The following is a 16,014-nucleotide window of genomic DNA, read 5'->3' as shown; positions in this document are numbered from 1 at the left end:
ATGTGGGAAGAAAGGATGAGAGAGATGTCTTTTGGAAGAATCTTGACAGCCATGGTAACTCCCATGAATGAAGCGTTAGAGGTAGATTATCGGGAAGCTGTTCGCTTAGCCCAGTATTTAATCGGCCACGGATCAGATGGGGTTGTCGTTTGTGGTACGACAGGCGAATCTCCTACTGTAACCGCTGAGGAAAAAGTGAAGCTTTTCAAGGTGATTAAAGATGCTGTAGGATCGAAAGCAACTGTGATTGCAGGAATTGGGTCGAATTCGACGAGTTCCAGTATTTCACTTGCCCGTATGGCGGCAACAACGGGTGTAGACGGAGTGATGGCAGTTGTACCCTATTACAATAAGCCTTCCCAAGAGGGAATGTACCAGCACTTTAAGGCGATTGGAGAGGCGACAACCTTACCGTTAATGCTTTACAATGTACCTGGCAGAACCTCAGCTAATCTATTGCCTGAGACTGTAAAAAGGTTGTCAGAAATCCCTAATATAGTCGCTTTAAAGGAAGCCGCAGGTTCTCTGGATCAAGTCAGTGAGCTTAAGCGGTTGTTACCGTCTGAGTTTGCGGTATACAGCGGAGACGATTCTATGACCTTACCTATGCTGGCCTTAGGGTGTAGCGGAATCGTCAGCGTAGCAGCCCATATAATTGGAGATGAGATGAAAGCCATGGTGAATGCATGGTTTGATGGGGATACAGCACTGGCAACAAAATGGCATCTGGAACTCTATCCAATCTTCAAAGGTATATTTGTAACCTCAAATCCCGTTCCCATTAAAGCCATCATGAATATGATCGGGATTAAAGCGGGTGGAGTTCGTCTGCCCCTAGTTGAGGCAACGAGTGAAGAGATAAGATTTTTGCAGGATCTTTTGAAAAGTGCTAAATCCTTACAGGTAAATAATAGAACTCAGGCACAAGTGGTATCCGAATTGAAGGTTGCTTCCGGAAAACCTAGTCAACCAATTGTCTAAGAGTCTGTGAGACCATAAAGAACCCCTGCTGAGGCAGAGGTTCTTTATCATTTTTGATTATGCATCGTTAAGGGTAAACTCCCAGCCGCAATAGAATTCTTCGGGATGAGGATCCGGAGGACAAGCGATGCAGCTTGTCTTAATCCGCGAGTCAATTGTTGAAGCAAATAAAGAATATTCTACCTCTCCCACAGGCTTACAAGGATGATCAGGCATATTCTTTCGTTTGCGGGCGGATTGAACCCGGCAGTCTTTCATTTTAAAAATCAAAGTATGGGCATCAGGCCTTGAGCATTCCTGCACATTAATAAAGGCATAAAGTCTGAATTTTAAAGCTCTTTCCAAGGCATCAAGCCCTCCATCCTTAGGTAAGCCAAGAAACTTCATAATGCGTTTAGCTTCTAAGACGGTAAAGATCTTCCACGCCTCAATATCAAGCTCGACAGCTTCTTCAAGACCTCTCTTTTTTTCAATGGCTTGGAACCATAATCCATCGTGAGCCAGCCAACGTACGGCAAAGTCTTCCAATAGGTCTAGAGCCTGATCTCTGGTAAGGTCTTCCTTAGAGTTTAACATTCTCTACTACCCCCACATCATAAATATTAATATTTGAATATTTTTTATATTAAGATAGTATTCTCTAGCCGCTGCGAAATTCCTGCTTCAAAATAATATAAGTCATCACCTAAAGAAGTGATGACTTATATCAGAGAAGAGACAGTCTTCAAACTTATTTATTTCCGGGTTCGTAAAAAGCACATTCGGCCTCACGATCCATTAAGCTGGATGTAACACTTAATGTCTCTAGCTGACAGTGTCCATCCTCGTTATGATTACATTGGGTTGCAGAACATACAACATTGGTCATGACTATTTCCACCTTTCTAGCAACATTAAGGCTATAGTTCCCGAATTATAGTTTTTAATGCATGATCCATGTCAAAATAGGTAATTCGGGGGGTTTGCGTGAATACGAACTAACTTGCAAGCCTTCGTTTTTCGCGCTATAATGTAGTATCTTTATTGTGCGGCTAGTTTCATAGATGATTATCGAAGTACTGGCGAATACTGGGCGTCATTGTGTTCGTTTTGTTATTTCGCGTCTTTTTGTTGCTTTATTTTATCTTCGAAGAAACCACGGGGGACCCCGTAGCTATATAGGCACAAGAGATAGAAAAAATAGGAGGTGGATTTAGATTGCCAAAAGAACACAAACTGCAAATTATTCCCTTGGGCGGGCTTGGTGAAATTGGAAAGAACATGACAGTGATTCGCTATGATAATCAAATGGTCGTTGTGGATGCCGGATTAGCCTTTCCGGATGAAGACATGCTCGGAATTGATATTGTAATACCGGATTACACTTACTTAATTGAACACAAGGAAATGCTTTTAGGCATATTGCTCACTCATGGACATGAAGATCATATCGGTGCATTGCCATATTTGCTGAGAGATGTGGATGTGCCCGTTTTTGGAACTCGTTTGACTTTGGGTATCATACAATCCAAGATGAAAGAAAATAACTTACCCAATATCCAAGCAACCGTTGTACAGCCACGGGATGTCATTAAGCTCGGAGTTTTTCGCATTGAATTTATTCGTGTCAACCATAGTATACCGGATTCGGTATCAATCGCTATCCATTCCCCTCTAGGCACGATTGTTGTGACAGGGGACTTTAAATTAGATCATACGCCTGTTTCAGGAGAAATACTAGACATTCATAAGTTCTCTGAACTAGGAGATAAAGGAGTCTTGTGTTTACTTTCAGACAGTACAAATGTAGAAAGAGCGGGATTTACGCCTTCAGAGAGTCATGTTGGAGAAATGATTGATGAAGCGTTTCGTAACGCTAAGGATCGTGTCATTCTCGCTAGTTTTGCTTCAAACGTCTACCGGCTCCAGCAGGCTATCACTGCGGCTGTAAATACAAACCGTAAAGTTGCGGTTGTAGGACGGAGTATGGTGAACATAGTAGGGATTGCCGAGGAATTAGGATATCTGGATATTCCCGAGGGAACCTTAATGGATATCGATGAAATAATCGGCTTACCAGGAAATCAAATCTGTATTTTAACGACAGGAAGTCAGGGTGAACCAATGTCTGCCTTGACTAGAATGGCGAACCACGACCATCGGCATGTAGCGATTCAGCCGGGAGACACTGTGATTATTTCCGCCAGCCCCATCCCGGGTAATGAAAAATCTGTAGCAAAAACGGTGGATCAATTATTCAAGCTGGGTGCCAATGTGATTTATGAATCAGCGGAAGGAATGCACGTATCCGGACATGCGAGCCAAGAAGAGCAAAAGTTAATGCTAAGTATGGTCCGTCCACAGTATTTTATGCCGGTCCATGGGGAGTACCGTATGTTGATTAAACATGCGCAATTAGCAGAGCAGCTTGGTATCCCCAGAGAGAATATTTTTATCACTGAAAATGGTGGGGTCGTTGAGTTTACACGACATGGTGCCGCTTTAGGCAGCAAGGTTATGGCCGGCAAGGTCTTGATCGATGGCTTAGGGATCGGGGATGTCGGGAATATTGTGCTGCGGGATCGTAAGCAACTCTCCCAAGACGGAATTTTAATTGTTGTTATGACAATAAGCCGTGCGAGCGGGGCGATTGTGGCAGGGCCGGACGTAGTCACGCGGGGGTTTGTTTATGTTCGTGAGTCGGAGACCATGCTAGATGAGGCTAAACAAAAAATCAAGCAGACCATGGCTCGTTGCCGAGAGAATCGTATTACGGAATGGGCTGTCTTAAAAAACCAGATCCGTGAGGTTTTAAGTAAGCACTTTTACGAAAAAACCCGCCGCAGGCCTGTGATCTTACCGATTATTCAAGAGGTTGAATAGTTGCTAAATTGGGAAAACTTGTGCTTGACTAGGAAGAACATTCATGTTAAGTTTATAAAAAGTAAATACTTCGAGCCAGTAATTTTTCTGTGTAAGAAAAATTCGACAGGGAAGCCGGTGTGAATCCGGCGCGGTCCCGCCACTGTAAATGGGGAGCTTATTGCCATATCCACTGAGGAAACTTGGGAAGGAGGCAATGGGCGAAGAACCTAAGCCAGGAGACCTGACTGCTCGTCTGCTTTAACTCACGATGGATGGGTGGCAGGGTTTTTGTCGATTAAGCCCTCCATATCGTGGAGGGCTTTAACTGTTTATAACATAAATAGTGGTTTCCTGAGGGAAACCGACCTGCGGGTAGATGTCTTGTTCAAGCGGGATCTGCTTCAAAATGCGAGTGCGACTTGAAAGTGGAAAAGACCGTATAGTTCGAGGCAACCAGTACATTACTGTCTAAAGACAGTAATGTACTGGTTGCCTCGTTATTTTTAGAAAGGAGAGGTGGAAAAGAGTATAGTGGCAGGTAAAGCTTATCTGGGCAGTTTGCTAAATTCTTAATTTTTATTGGTGTCTAACATAAAAAGGAGTTGTTGATATGAAAGGTCTTCCTAAGATAAAAAATATCGGTTTACTGATGATCTATGTTATGGCTGTATACATCTTCTTCCCGGATAACGCTTATGGTATGCATATCATGGAGGGATTCTTACCGTTTAACTGGGCCGCCTTCTGGTGGATCGCTATGATACCTTTTGTTATTGCAGGAGTACGCTCCATTAAAAAAACACTGGCACTCCATCCGAATTTGAAGATGCTGCTTGGGATGGCAGGGGCATTTGCTTTTGTTCTATCCGCTTTAAAGATTCCGTCAGTTACCGGCAGCTGCTCTCACCCTACAGGTGTCGGCTTAGGCGCCATTCTATTTGGACCTGCGGCTATGACCGTTTTAGGAATGATAGTCTTAATCTTCCAGGCTCTTTTGCTGGCCCATGGGGGAATAACGACCTTAGGAGCAAACACCTTTTCAATGGGAATAGTAGGCCCTTTTGTCTCATATGGTGTTTACAAAGGCCTGAAAAAACTGGGGGCACCCCAATGGCTCTCGATCTTTACGGCAGCAAGCTTAGGAAATTTAATGACCTACGTAACAACCTCCATTCAGTTAGGTCTTGCGTTTCCGGCGGCTTCAGGTGGAGTGAGTGCCGCTATCCTTAAATTCATGGGCATTTTTGCAGTCACTCAGGTTCCTTTAGCGATTAGCGAAGGTCTGCTTACGGTAATGGTGTTTAATATTCTCATGGTTTATAGCCAAAAGGACTTGCAGGTTTTAACCGCATTTACAGGCAAGGCCGTATCTTCCATTAAACGGGGGGTTAAAGCATGAAACTCTTTACCAAGAACATGATAATTCTATTATTTGTAGTCTTATTAGCAGTCGTCCCTCTTTTTGTAGCAAAGGATGCAGAATTTGGCGGTGCCGATGGTGAGGCATCAGAAGCGATCACGGAGCTTAACGCTGACTATACCCCTTGGTTTGAATCATTTTGGGAACCGCCCAGCGGTGAAATTGAATCCTTATTGTTTGCTTTGCAGGCTGCGATCGGGAGTGGATTTGTCTTTTATTATATTGGGCTGTCAAAGGGTAAACATAGTTTGAGTAAGAGGGATTAAACGCTCACCCTTCGGAAAAAACTTTATTGCAATTGTGACTATGATTATAGGTATTATTCTATGTCAGAACGGTGTTCTACGGAGAAATCAAGGTGCCCGACCCCGAAATACCCCGTTGATCTTATAAATTATCTTGTTATAATAATAATCGGGATTCCCCTGATCGTTTTAAATTTGCTTTGGAGGTAATGCGTTTGTCTAAGTGCATACTAGAAGTAGTTAATTTAGAGTATTCCTATCCAGACGGTACAAATGCTTTACGCAAAGTTAATTTACCGATTATAAAGGGTGAAAAGTTAGCTATTTTGGGTTCAAACGGGGCGGGAAAATCCACCTTATTTATGCAATTGAACGGAACATATCGTCCGGATTCAGGGTGTATTAAATATCGGGGAGAGGAGATTTCCTACAAAAACAAAGCGTTAATAGAATTACGCAAAAACGTAGGAATAGTCTTCCAAGATCCTGATAGTCAATTATTTTCCGCCAGTGTTTATCAGGACATCTCCTTTGGTCCGCTCAATCTCGGACTTTCAGAAGAAAAAGTCATTGAGAGAGTTGAACGGGCTCTGGTAGATACAGAGACTAAAGACCTTCAGGATAAGCCTACGCATTTATTAAGCTATGGGCAGAAAAAACGTGTTTCGATTGCGGGGGTTCTGGCTATGGAGCCGGAAGTCATTATTTTTGATGAACCAACCGCCGGAATGGACCCTCGTCACTCACAAGAGTTCATGCAGCTTTTGGATAAGTTAAGTGATCAAGGCAAGACTATGATTCTATCGACTCATGATGTCGATCTGGCATATAGCTGGGCAGATAGGTTAGTCATTATGTACCGTGGGGAGATCATTGCTCAAGGATTACCCGGCGAATTATTTTTGCAGCCGGAAATTGTGCAGCGTGCCGATTTGACAATTCCCTGGCTGATTGAGACACATATTGAGTTGGTCAAAAAAGGATGGCTGCTTCCTTCGGCCCCTTTGCCGAAATCAAAAGAGGATCTGTTTAAAACTATTGCGATTAAAAGCGGTCAGCAAACAGCATAGAGTGAGGTAGCCATGATTTTACTTTTAGGAGAAACGGCCGCGGCACGTGAGATTAGTGAATATCTCAATAGCAGAAGGTATGAGCTGACACGGATGCAAACCTGGAGTGAAAAGGCTTCGCTGCATTTACCCTCATTGGTCATTGATGCCAGTCCTCCTTCCAGCAGTGTGAAGTTTGCCCATCTGCGCCAATGGTGTGAAGAGCAGGATATTCCTTATCTTCGCTTAGAAAGACCTGAGACAATCGTTCCTGTCAGCCCCTTAATATATTCAGTGAATAATTGGGAGGAAGCACTGATCCAATTGGAAGACCGCGTAGGTACTTTGTATCAAGAAAAAGGACGGCTGGTAACAGTTTTTGTTACGACCGGAAGTCACCAATTGGAAAGCATCGTCCGAAGTCCTTTTGCTCGATTGGCCCGTATCGTTGTCAGGGTTCTGCCGGAGGGCCGTTTGGTTCAGAAATGCCAGAATATGGGTATATCGCCTAGGAATATCATTGCTATGCAAGGACAATTTTCTAAAGAGGTCAATAAAGTATCTCTTAAATTCTATGGAGCAGATATTCTTTTGACCCGTGATAGCGGGTCCGCCGGCGGAACTGATACGAAAGTCTCGGCTGCCTTAGAGTTGGGGATAGAGATTATTTTCATTAAAAGAAACAACCCGCATACAGGGTTGACGGTGTATAGTGTCCATGAATTGTTTGATTGGGTAGATGCTAATATTCCTGCTCCAAAATGCACATAACTACTAAAAAAGACATGCCCCTAACATAGTTAGCAGGGGCATGTCTTTTTTAGTGCCTGAAAACAAGCTGGTTTTCCTAACTGATTACGGAGGGATTATGATCCATAAGCGAAGAGATAAAGTCAGGTGAAAGCAAATTTTCTGTAAAAATGCCCATGGCTTTGGTCATTTCACTATTCTTGGGCCTTATTATTGAAAATGTACGAATTAGTTTTTTGCCTTTTATTCGGATGGCCGTTAATTCTTTTGCTTTTAATTCCTTTCGTACAATCCAGCCAGAGACAAGTGCAATTCCCAAACCAGCAATAACCGCTTGCTTTACAGCCTGACTGCTGCCAAAGATATGAGATTTTTTTACATTGACTTTCCAATCCTTGATCAGCTTATCACTGAAATCACGAGTCCCGGAACCAGTCTCTCTGAGAATCCACACCCGGTCTTGAAGATGATCCGCAGTGACGATGGGAAGTCTTGCCAAAGCATGTTGGTTAGGGACTACCAAAATAATCTCATCATCCATCAAAGGCTGGATATCGAGGTCGGAGTGATGGACTTCCCCTTCGACAAGTGCAAGGTCCAAATGATTAGATCGAACCGCATGAGTGATTTCTACCGTATTTCCGATCGAGGCTGCTATGTCTACATTTGGAAATTGATCGGAAAATTCAGCCAGCGCGAAGGGTAGAATGTACTCGCCAATAGTATAGCTTGCTCCCACTTTCAGCGAGCCTGTGACAGTGGTTGTCAACTGTTCGATTTCTTGTTTTGCCTTGTCATACAGGAACAGGATCTGCTTTGCTATTCCATAAAGAAGTTCACCTGATTGAGTAAGCTCCAAGTGTTTCGGAGAACGGTTAATCAGTTTTGAGCCAAGTTCATTTTCTAAATTTCGGATTTGTAAGCTGACACTGGGCTGGGATAGAAAGAGCTCTTCTGCTGCACGGGAAAAATTCTTAAGTTCAGCAACTGTTACAAAGATTTTTAAAGGATCGGCAATCATGACTACACCTCAAGTTCATTTAAACTAGGTCAAATACTTTGGGTTCTAATAACTTAAAATTCGATAGGGTTCGACATAATGATATAACAACTTTGAAAGAAGTAAAAAATATATTTTCCTGATGATACCCTAAAGAAACCTATATTGCTCCTTTACCTTAATCAATCTATAGTTTTTGTAGAGGCTCAGTTCTTTGGAAAGTGAGAATCTAGAATAGATGATTGGGAGGCCTATGGAAATGTGGTTGCAGGCAAAGGAGAGTTTAAGTGTTCAACAGACTTTAGTGATAGATCAAGAGAGGCGGAATCGTTTTATACTAGGAGTTCTATTTACTATGGTTATCGCTGGTACCGGAACATGGGTGGGAGCCTTACCGGGAATCAATCGAATCGGGGCTATGCTGAGTGCTATTCTGATTGCTGTAATTTATCGCAATGTGCTTGGATATCCGGAGAGTATTCGTGAAGGAATTCAGTTTTCCGCACGTTTTCTGATGCGTTTTGCCATCGTGCTCTATGGATTCAAACTTAATATTGATATGGTTCTTCACAAAGGCGGGATGCTGCTTGTTTATGATACTATGATCATTATCATTGCGATTACAGCGACTATGTTATTGGCCAAGTTGTTTAAAGCAGATTTGAACCTATCATTGCTGCTGGGAATTGGGACGGGCGTATGTGGGGCTGCCGCGATTGCGGCGGTATCCCCGATTTTAAAGGCAAATGACGAAGATACTGCGATTGGAGCGGGAATCATTGCCTTAATAGGAACCATCTTTGCTTTGACATATACCTTTCTCATGCCGTTTTTACCGATCAGCGCTCTTGAATACGGGATATGGAGTGGCATGAGTTTACACGAGATCGCTCATGTGGCGGCAGCTTCTATGCCGGCAGGTCAGGATGTGATGGCAATGGGATTGTTGTCCAAACTGGGAAGAGTATTCCTGCTGATCCCTTTAAGTATCGTTCTTTCTCTTTGGATGAAGCGCAAAGGAGAGGGGGAGGGTAAGCAAAGCGCACCCTTTCCCTGGTTTTTAGCCGGATTCATGTTGACAAGTTTAGTAGGCACGTATCTGCCAATTCCTGACGTTGTTCTCAACGATATTTCCAAGGTGTCCTCTTTCCTTTTGGCAGCTGCTATGGTTGGGTTAGGCCTTAATGTCCATCTTTCAAGTTTGCGGAATCGGGCACTGCGTCCGCTTGGGGCCATGATCATTGCTTCGATCGTAGTATCAGCGGTTTCTTTCTTTACTCTCCTGTGGTTTGGTCTGTAGTTTGTAACCCTAATGAGAAAACGCAAAATGCCGTCGAGCACGGATATGAGCTTTAAACGCATAGAAGCTAATGGCATTTTTAGTTTTTGGCATGAATCTTAATTTTGAAATAAGGTACTGTTCGTCTTCTCTGTTCAAGGAACGCCGGCTAAGATTATGCGTTTTTCCGAATAGCTCTTCGTAAACCATATCCTTATTAATCGTTAAGCAGCGTTTATAGATAAAATAGCGTTTGCCGTGGGAAAACTGGATATAGAGAATCTTAGGATTTTGATTATGAATACCGATCACTTTCGTAGGCTCGGTTTTATCGATCCTGGTCCATCCTGCGTATAAATCCCGGATTTCTGCAACAGCTTGGTTATAGAACCTCGAACAAATTGAATACACTGCTATTTGTTCTTCATTATTGACAGAGTTGGGATTCGCAAAAAAACGTTCTCTCTCATAAACGTTTAAGGTTGTAACATCTGGATCAGACTCTAACTGCGATACAATCACTAAGTCGGAAGGACCTAAATCAATAATGTCATTGGGTGAATATATCTCTTCCAAGCGTTTAGCCCCCTTTAGCTTACGTATCATTTAGTTATTTCCACGTAAAGGTATCTTTAGCCTGAAAATACTGTTGTAATAATATATACTATGGCAGAAAAGCTTAGCACTTTAAATTAATGTAGGTTAAGCTGTAGCTATTTGCAGGAAGCAGGGGGCAACCCCTGTTTTTTTTATACTATCAGACTCCCATGCCGCTGTGCGGCACCATTGATGAATGAAAATAGGTCCAGGTCCCTCGGGTCGGGCAGCTTCTCCCACATCCGTTCACTCAGCACTCCGAGGCTCGCCCACTCACCGGCGCGGGACTCCGCCAAACCTCCGGGTAATACCTGATGTGAACCCGTGGCTCCGTTTCCCCGCACCGGTTTGTGGGCTTTTATTGCCTCTCCATGCAATGAGTTCGCTCCTGTGGGAGAAGCTGCCCTGCTTGCGGGTCTGGGGATTCTTCAGATTGTTTTGGAGCTTTCGGGTTCCTTTTTTTAGGGCAGAAAGTATAAAACTTACGTTATTATACTGCAAGAAGGTCTAACCCGTGCGAAGACAGTGTCTTCGTCTAAGCATAAGGGCAACCAACGGTTTCGCCTCATTTGTGAGTATGCGTTTAAGGCTCGGCGAAGCCGGGTTTTCTTTATACTTCTGGAAGTGTTTAGGGTATACTTTCATTATCTTTTTTTTGCATTGACCACCTGGTCAAAAGAGGTGTATAATCCTATCATCATAAGTAAATTCTTACGAGGAGAGAACAGTTTGTACGATAGTTTTGAGAATCTAAAGGACGATAAAAAGAAAATTATTTTAAATGCCTGTATTCATGAATTTGCTGACAAAGGATTTGAGCAGGCCTCAACTAATCGGATAATTAAAGAAGCAGGCATTTCTAAAGGAATTTTGTTTCATTATTTTAAGAATAAAAAACGTCTCTTTTTCTATGTCATTGATTACTGTGTACAGACAATGATGGATGAATTTAAGAAATACCCATTGAAAGAGACTAAGGATATCTTTCAAAGGGTAAGTGAAGTAGGAGTGATCAAGCTTGAGATAGCGCGGGAGCATCCCTATATGGTTAAACTATTTATGAAAGCCATTGCAAGTACTCCTCAAGAGATGCGTTCTGAGATCGAGATGAAATATCTTCAAGTCTCAAGAGAATTTATGCCCATGCTCTTTGAGAATATTGATTATTCAAGGTTTCGAAGCAAAGTGGAGCCCGCTAAGGCAATTCAGGTTATTATGCTTTTTCTGGGGGCTCTGGGAGAAAAATATCTCAAAGACTATAGAGGTAAGGAACGAGAGATGTTAGAAGACTATGATAAAATCCTGGCAGAGTATATGGAATACATGGAAATTTTAAAGTATGGGATGTACGCTCAGAAAGGATCGAATTTGTAACCTTTGAGGAGGTGAGCGGGATGAACGTTCTTATGGAAGGAAAGGACCTGCGTAAGCATTATCGTACCGGTGAAGTGGAAATCGAGGTTCTGAAGGGAATTAACTTCCAAATTTTTTATGGAGAATTTATCGTCGTATTAGGCCAAAGCGGCTCTGGTAAGACAACCTTGCTAAATATTATCGGTGGGATGACTCAGGCCTCTTCAGGGGAGCTCTATTATAAGGAACAGCCTCTTCACAAGATTAATGATCAGCAGCTTACGCTTTATCGGCGCAATGAAGTGGGCTTTGTCTTTCAAAACTATAACTTAATGCCAAATCTTACAACCTATGAAAATGTAAGACTAGCGGTGGAAATCGCTCAAAATCCACTCTCCGTCTCAGATATCTTGCGTGAAGTCGGTCTGGAAAACTGGTCGAATCATTTCCCTTCCCAACTCTCAGGAGGACAGCAGCAGAGGGTGGCTATCGCTCGGGCCATCGTTAAAAATCCAGAGCTTCTCCTTTGCGATGAGCCGACGGGTGCCTTAGATATTCAAACAGGCATTCAAGTTCTAAAAGCCTTGCAGAAGTTAAATCGTGAATACCATAAGACCGTCATGATCATCACTCATAATGTAGAAATCGCTAAAATGGCGAACCGGGTTTTTTATTTAAAAGACGGGTTGCTGGATGATGTCAAAGTGATTGAAAAACCACTTTGTCCTGAGGAGATATCATGGTAATGCTGAGAAGAAAGATTTGGAGAGATATTAAAGAAAATTTTGGAGTATACCTTGCTTGTGTCATGGTTATTGCCCTAGGCTTAATCCTCTATACTTCAATGTCCGTTGCCGTGGAAAGTATGGATAAGGCACAGCAGGAGTTTTATGCGGAAACAAACTTCGCTGACGGATTTATCACTGTAACAGGGTATCCTGAAAACAAAGTAAATTCTCTCACCTTGCTGCCCGGGATTGATCAAGCCGCAGGACGGATTGTCAAAGAAGTTCGGGTGATAGAGGAGCAGAAAAACTCGAATCGATATTTAAAAATGGTCACTCTGGGCGGAGAGAATACTCCCCCTATTAACCAGGTTCATCTGATCGAAGGTCAGCTTCCCAAGGAAAACCAACCGGAAATTCTGGTAGACCCTAAATTCTTAGCGGCAAATCATTTGTCCCTGGGAGATTCAATAGATGTAAGTATCGATGGTAATCAAGTCACCTTTTATATCACAGGTACTGCGCAAAGTCCGGAATTTATCTACATTATGAGAAATGCTCAGGACATTTATCCTTCACCTGAAGAATTTGGCATAGCCTATGTTTCCCTTAATTCACTCAAAGCTATAGTAAAGGAAAAAGGACAAGTCAATGATATTGTGATTACTTTGCAGAACGGAGTAAGTTTTGATTCGGTAAAAGACAGTCTCCAGGCTGAATTAAAACCTTATGGTGTCCGAAGTATTGTTCCCCGTAAAGATCAGACAAGTCACGCCATTCTGACCAGTGAAATAAAACAAATACGAACCATGACCAAAACCCTTCCTGTCGTTTTTTTAGGAGTAGCCGCTATTATCTTATACACCATGTTGAGACGTCTTATTGAACAGCAGCGAGTGTCCATTGGTAATCTTAAGGCGTTCGGTTTCACGGACCGGGAGATTGTCTTACATTATCTGACCTATCCCGTAGTTATTGGAACGGCGGGCGGGTTACTCGGAGGATTATCCGGAGTCGCTCTCTCATTTCCTTTAACGAATCTCTACAGAGAATTTTTTGCTCTGCCTGGTCTTAAAAGCGAGTTCTCACTAAAATACCTCTTTTTCAGCCTGGCGTTGGCGTTTATCTTTAGCGTACTCAGTGGAGTAAAAGGGAGCCTGGATATTTTGCGCCTGCAGCCGGCCGAGGCCATGAGGCCTCCAGCTCCAGGGACTGCGCGCAAAACGTTGATCGAAAAGTTTGCGTGGTTTTGGCAAACCCTTTCAGCTCAAGCCCAGATGGGTATTCGAGATGTCTTTCGTACTCCAACCAGGAGCCTCTTTAACGTCCTGGGAATTGCCGTTGTCTTTAGCCTAATGACAGTGTCTTGGTCCATGCAAAACATGACTGATTTGCTAACCGTGGTTCAGTTGGAACAAGTTCAAACCTTCGATGTCAAGTTACAGCTGGCCCGGCCTTCTCCTGCGGGGACAACAAAATATGCTGTTGCGCATGAACCGGGGGTATCCAAGGTTGAACCTTTATTAGAAGTACCAGCTTCTTTGCGAAACGGTTGGATGAAGAAAGAAGTGGCGCTCATGGGTCTCTCTAAAGACTCGACACTCTACAATATCTTGGATAAAAACGGCCGGCGGCTGGAGGTTCCTGACCACGGAGTTTTACTATCGGAGCATTTAGCCAAATCCTTGAATGTCAAAGTTGGAGACACCATTTACGTGGAAAGTCCCTTGCGGAGAGAAACCCTTAGCCAAAAGGGTGAGAATTTAGTGGTCCAAGGGGTCGTTCCCCAATACGTTGGACTTAATGCCTTTATGATAGATACAGAACTACAGAGATTTTTACGGCAAGGAGAAATCAGTACAGCAATGCTGATTGAGATGGACTCCGCTGATATAGGGTCCATGAAAAGCAAATACCAAAATGCCAGCAATGTATCCTCGATCGAATCCCTCGAAGATACAGGGGAAAAAATCAAAAAAATGATGGAATCCTTCGGATTTACGGTTTGGCTGCTTGCCATTCTCGGAGGTTTTTGCGGTTTTGCTCTTATTTATAATGCCAGTATCATCTCCCTCTCTGAACGGAAACGAGAATTAGCGTCTCTACGTGTGCTGGGAATGACACCCAGAGAGGTATTACGAGTGATTACCTCAGAACAATGGACACTATATGTTTTGGGGATCTTGATTGGTATACCAATGGCCTATGGATTAAGCATAAGTATGGCACAGTCCATGAGTAACGATATGTACTCTCTTCCTGCCGACTTGCCGCCTATGGCTTTGCTTGGGGCGGCTGCAGGAACGGCTTTTTCTGTTCTGGTAGCCCAAACCAGGGCTTACTACAAAATCAAATCTCTTCCTTATGTTGAGATTCTTGCAACTCGAGATTAAAGGGATCTATCAGAAACTGAATCATGAGTTAAAATTGTTAATTTGATAGTAGAGAGTAGGAGGAGAAAAATGACCGTTGAAAAATCTAAGCTGAATCTAACTCCGAAACTGTTTAAATTACCCAAACCTAAAGTCTTAATAGTTGGAGGGCTTGCACTCCTGATTCTTATTTCGGTCATCATTTCTAAAGCCATGCCTTTGCCGGTCGACGTTCTTACTCTGCAGCCCCGGGACTTTAGCAAAGGGTTTACTGAGGAAGGGGAAGTTATGGCAGCCCAGGAGTGGCCAATCTTCAATCCCGTTGAGGGGAAATTACAATCTCTCAAAGTTCAAAATGGAGACATCGTAAAAAAGGGACAGGTGCTTTTAGAGATAAACACCAGTGATTTAAAGTATCAACTGGAGGGGCTGAAGGCCCAATTGCAAAGCCTTGAAGGGCAACGCTTACAGAATTATAAGAGTCCCGATCAGGCACAAATAGCCCAACAAACCTTACTCATAGAGCTGGCGGAAAAGGATGCTCAGGCCGAGGAAGAAAATCTGGCTCGAATGAAGGCTCTCTATGATAGCGGTTCGATTGCCCGTGTTCAGTATGAAGAAGCAGAGAGAACCTTCGAAAGAGCTAAAAATCTCTTAGAGCAGCAGAAATTAGGCTTACAATTAATCTACGAGCAACATCAGACCTCTCAAGGGACAGAACTATATTATAGTAATCAGAAAAAAGCTCTTCAAGCGCAAATAGACCAGTTAGAAGATAAGATTAGTAAAGCTGTCGTGATTGCATTGCAAGACGGGGTTATCAAAGATCTTACTCTTAAAGAAGGCAACGTCATTTCTCAAGGCCAGCAAATTATGACTGTGTTCACAAATGAGGGTTATAAATTAGAGAGCTTTGTTCTGGCCAGTGATGCCCTGGATATCAAGGTGGGGAGCTTAGTTCAAGTGATTCAGGCAACCAGCTCAGGTAATAAGTCCTTTGCAGGTACGGTTGATGAAGTCGCTGTCTCAGCGGTGGAGAGGGTATCTCCCCTTGGACTTAAGGAAAACCGTGTTAAGATCACCATTCTGCTTGCAGAAAACGCTCCCAATGTGGTTCTGGGCAGCAACGTAGATGTGAAATTCACCACTGTAGAAGTACCCGGTCAGCTTATGATCCCTAAGACAGCCCTTTTTCCCTATCAAGAGGGGGATGCGGTCTGGATAATGCGGGAGGGCAAAGCAACTATTCAACCGGTCAAAAAAGGATTAGAAAATGACAGTCAAGTCATAATTGAGGAAGGATTAACGGTGGGGGATCTTGTTTTGCATGATCCTAACCTGAAGGAACTTAAAGAAGGTAAGCGCCTTAAAGGGATTCTCTAAACGAAGTTACATCGTC

General features: G+C 43.1%; 16 protein-coding genes and 1 riboswitch. Of the genes, 11 read left to right on the top strand and 5 right to left on the bottom strand.

Annotated features, from left to right (window positions below; genetic code table 11):
* The first annotated feature begins 24 nt into the window (after positions 1-24).
* Positions 25-981: a 4-hydroxy-tetrahydrodipicolinate synthase gene (dapA, locus tag DESYODRAFT_RS20995; RefSeq protein WP_007786171.1), complete on the top strand. Its 957-nt coding sequence runs from the start codon at positions 25-27 to the stop codon at positions 979-981.
* Positions 982-1,038: 57 nt separating this feature from the next.
* Here dapA and DESYODRAFT_RS20990 read toward each other — a convergent pair whose 3' ends face one another.
* Positions 1,039-1,557, bottom strand: a complete 519-nt coding sequence (locus DESYODRAFT_RS20990; RefSeq protein ID WP_007786169.1) for a DUF6125 family protein — start codon at positions 1,555-1,557, stop codon at positions 1,039-1,041.
* A 154-nt stretch (positions 1,558-1,711) separates the two neighbouring features.
* The gene (locus DESYODRAFT_RS27645; RefSeq protein WP_007786168.1) at positions 1,712-1,849 is read right to left on the bottom strand and encodes a DUF1540 domain-containing protein; all 138 of its coding nucleotides are present in this window, start codon (positions 1,847-1,849) and stop codon (positions 1,712-1,714) included.
* A gap of 329 nt (positions 1,850-2,178) precedes the next feature.
* Here DESYODRAFT_RS27645 and DESYODRAFT_RS20985 point away from each other — a divergent pair, with 329 nt between their 5' ends.
* The 5 genes from DESYODRAFT_RS20985 to DESYODRAFT_RS20965 all read left to right on the top strand — a co-directional run bounded on the left by DESYODRAFT_RS20985 (position 2,179) and on the right by DESYODRAFT_RS20965 (position 7,310).
* Complete coding sequence (locus DESYODRAFT_RS20985) at positions 2,179-3,843, top strand: ribonuclease J (RefSeq protein WP_007786166.1); 1,665 nt, start codon at positions 2,179-2,181, stop codon at positions 3,841-3,843.
* 63 nt (positions 3,844-3,906) lie between these two features.
* Positions 3,907-4,088: riboswitch (cobalamin riboswitch) on the top strand.
* 347 nt (positions 4,089-4,435) lie between these two features.
* Positions 4,436-5,224, top strand: coding sequence for an energy-coupling factor ABC transporter permease (locus tag DESYODRAFT_RS20980; protein ID WP_007786165.1), 789 nt, complete (start codon positions 4,436-4,438; stop codon positions 5,222-5,224).
* A complete protein-coding gene (locus DESYODRAFT_RS20975) occupies positions 5,221-5,511 on the top strand; it encodes an energy-coupling factor ABC transporter substrate-binding protein (RefSeq protein WP_007786163.1) in 291 nt (96 codons plus the stop codon). Before DESYODRAFT_RS20980 ends, DESYODRAFT_RS20975 begins: the two co-directional genes overlap by 4 nt.
* Before the next feature lie 194 nt (positions 5,512-5,705).
* Positions 5,706-6,560 (top strand): energy-coupling factor ABC transporter ATP-binding protein, encoded by an 855-nt coding sequence (locus DESYODRAFT_RS20970; protein WP_007786162.1) that lies wholly within the window; start codon positions 5,706-5,708, stop codon positions 6,558-6,560.
* Positions 6,561-6,572: 12 nt separating this feature from the next.
* Entirely contained in the window at positions 6,573-7,310 is a 738-nt protein-coding gene (locus DESYODRAFT_RS20965) for a precorrin-6A/cobalt-precorrin-6A reductase (RefSeq protein ID WP_007786160.1), read from the top strand.
* A gap of 76 nt (positions 7,311-7,386) precedes the next feature.
* Here DESYODRAFT_RS20965 and DESYODRAFT_RS20960 read toward each other — a convergent pair whose 3' ends face one another.
* On the bottom strand, positions 7,387-8,310 hold the full coding sequence (locus tag DESYODRAFT_RS20960) for a LysR family transcriptional regulator (RefSeq protein WP_007786159.1): 924 nt from the start codon (positions 8,308-8,310) through the stop codon (positions 7,387-7,389).
* 238 nt (positions 8,311-8,548) lie between these two features.
* Between DESYODRAFT_RS20960 and DESYODRAFT_RS20955 the strand changes: the two genes are divergently transcribed.
* Positions 8,549-9,589, top strand: a complete 1,041-nt coding sequence (locus DESYODRAFT_RS20955; RefSeq protein WP_007786158.1) for a YeiH family protein — start codon at positions 8,549-8,551, stop codon at positions 9,587-9,589.
* 9 nt (positions 9,590-9,598) lie between these two features.
* Here DESYODRAFT_RS20955 and DESYODRAFT_RS20950 read toward each other — a convergent pair whose 3' ends face one another.
* Both DESYODRAFT_RS20950 and DESYODRAFT_RS20945 read right to left on the bottom strand, forming a co-directional pair.
* Positions 9,599-10,144, bottom strand: a complete 546-nt coding sequence (locus DESYODRAFT_RS20950) for a hypothetical protein (RefSeq protein ID WP_007786157.1) — start codon at positions 10,142-10,144, stop codon at positions 9,599-9,601.
* Between the two features lie 173 nt (positions 10,145-10,317).
* On the bottom strand, positions 10,318-10,542 hold the full coding sequence (locus DESYODRAFT_RS20945; RefSeq protein WP_007786156.1) for a hypothetical protein: 225 nt from the start codon (positions 10,540-10,542) through the stop codon (positions 10,318-10,320).
* Positions 10,543-10,894: 352 nt separating this feature from the next.
* Between DESYODRAFT_RS20945 and DESYODRAFT_RS20940 the strand changes: the two genes are divergently transcribed.
* The 4 genes from DESYODRAFT_RS20940 (at position 10,895) to DESYODRAFT_RS20925 (ending at position 15,998) form a co-directional block, all read left to right on the top strand.
* Positions 10,895-11,539: a TetR/AcrR family transcriptional regulator gene (locus tag DESYODRAFT_RS20940; protein ID WP_007786155.1), complete on the top strand. Its 645-nt coding sequence runs from the start codon at positions 10,895-10,897 to the stop codon at positions 11,537-11,539.
* 20 nt (positions 11,540-11,559) lie between these two features.
* Positions 11,560-12,264: an ABC transporter ATP-binding protein gene (locus DESYODRAFT_RS20935; protein ID WP_007786154.1), complete on the top strand. Its 705-nt coding sequence runs from the start codon at positions 11,560-11,562 to the stop codon at positions 12,262-12,264.
* Positions 12,258-14,636, top strand: a complete 2,379-nt coding sequence (locus DESYODRAFT_RS20930; protein ID WP_007786153.1) for an ABC transporter permease — start codon at positions 12,258-12,260, stop codon at positions 14,634-14,636. The genes DESYODRAFT_RS20935 and DESYODRAFT_RS20930 overlap by 7 nt, the downstream gene beginning before the upstream one ends.
* 69 nt (positions 14,637-14,705) lie before the next feature.
* Positions 14,706-15,998: an efflux RND transporter periplasmic adaptor subunit gene (locus DESYODRAFT_RS20925; RefSeq protein ID WP_007786152.1), complete on the top strand. Its 1,293-nt coding sequence runs from the start codon at positions 14,706-14,708 to the stop codon at positions 15,996-15,998.
* Positions 15,999-16,014: the final 16 nt, after the last annotated feature.

It is taken from the genome of Desulfosporosinus youngiae DSM 17734, assembly GCF_000244895.1.
In the GTDB taxonomy this organism is placed as follows: Bacteria; Bacillota; Desulfitobacteriia; order Desulfitobacteriales; family Desulfitobacteriaceae; genus Desulfosporosinus; species Desulfosporosinus youngiae.
Note: the sequence above shows the minus strand (reverse complement) of the source record. Positions and strands in the feature narration are given on the sequence as shown.

Coding starts and splice junctions, on each gene's coding strand:
- dapA (WP_007786171.1), top strand. CDS start 25: ATGTCTTTTGGAAGAATCTTGACAGCCATGGTAACTCCCATGAATGAA.
- DESYODRAFT_RS20990 (WP_007786169.1), bottom strand. CDS start 1,557: ATGTTAAACTCTAAGGAAGACCTTACCAGAGATCAGGCTCTAGACCTA.
- DESYODRAFT_RS27645 (WP_007786168.1), bottom strand. CDS start 1,849: ATGACCAATGTTGTATGTTCTGCAACCCAATGTAATCATAACGAGGAT.
- DESYODRAFT_RS20980 (WP_007786165.1), top strand. CDS start 4,436: ATGAAAGGTCTTCCTAAGATAAAAAATATCGGTTTACTGATGATCTAT.
- DESYODRAFT_RS20975 (WP_007786163.1), top strand. CDS start 5,221: ATGAAACTCTTTACCAAGAACATGATAATTCTATTATTTGTAGTCTTA.
- DESYODRAFT_RS20965 (WP_007786160.1), top strand. CDS start 6,573: ATGATTTTACTTTTAGGAGAAACGGCCGCGGCACGTGAGATTAGTGAA.
- DESYODRAFT_RS20960 (WP_007786159.1), bottom strand. CDS start 8,310: ATGATTGCCGATCCTTTAAAAATCTTTGTAACAGTTGCTGAACTTAAG.
- DESYODRAFT_RS20955 (WP_007786158.1), top strand. CDS start 8,549: ATGTGGTTGCAGGCAAAGGAGAGTTTAAGTGTTCAACAGACTTTAGTG.
- DESYODRAFT_RS20935 (WP_007786154.1), top strand. CDS start 11,560: ATGAACGTTCTTATGGAAGGAAAGGACCTGCGTAAGCATTATCGTACC.
- DESYODRAFT_RS20930 (WP_007786153.1), top strand. CDS start 12,258: ATGGTAATGCTGAGAAGAAAGATTTGGAGAGATATTAAAGAAAATTTT.
- DESYODRAFT_RS20925 (WP_007786152.1), top strand. CDS start 14,706: ATGACCGTTGAAAAATCTAAGCTGAATCTAACTCCGAAACTGTTTAAA.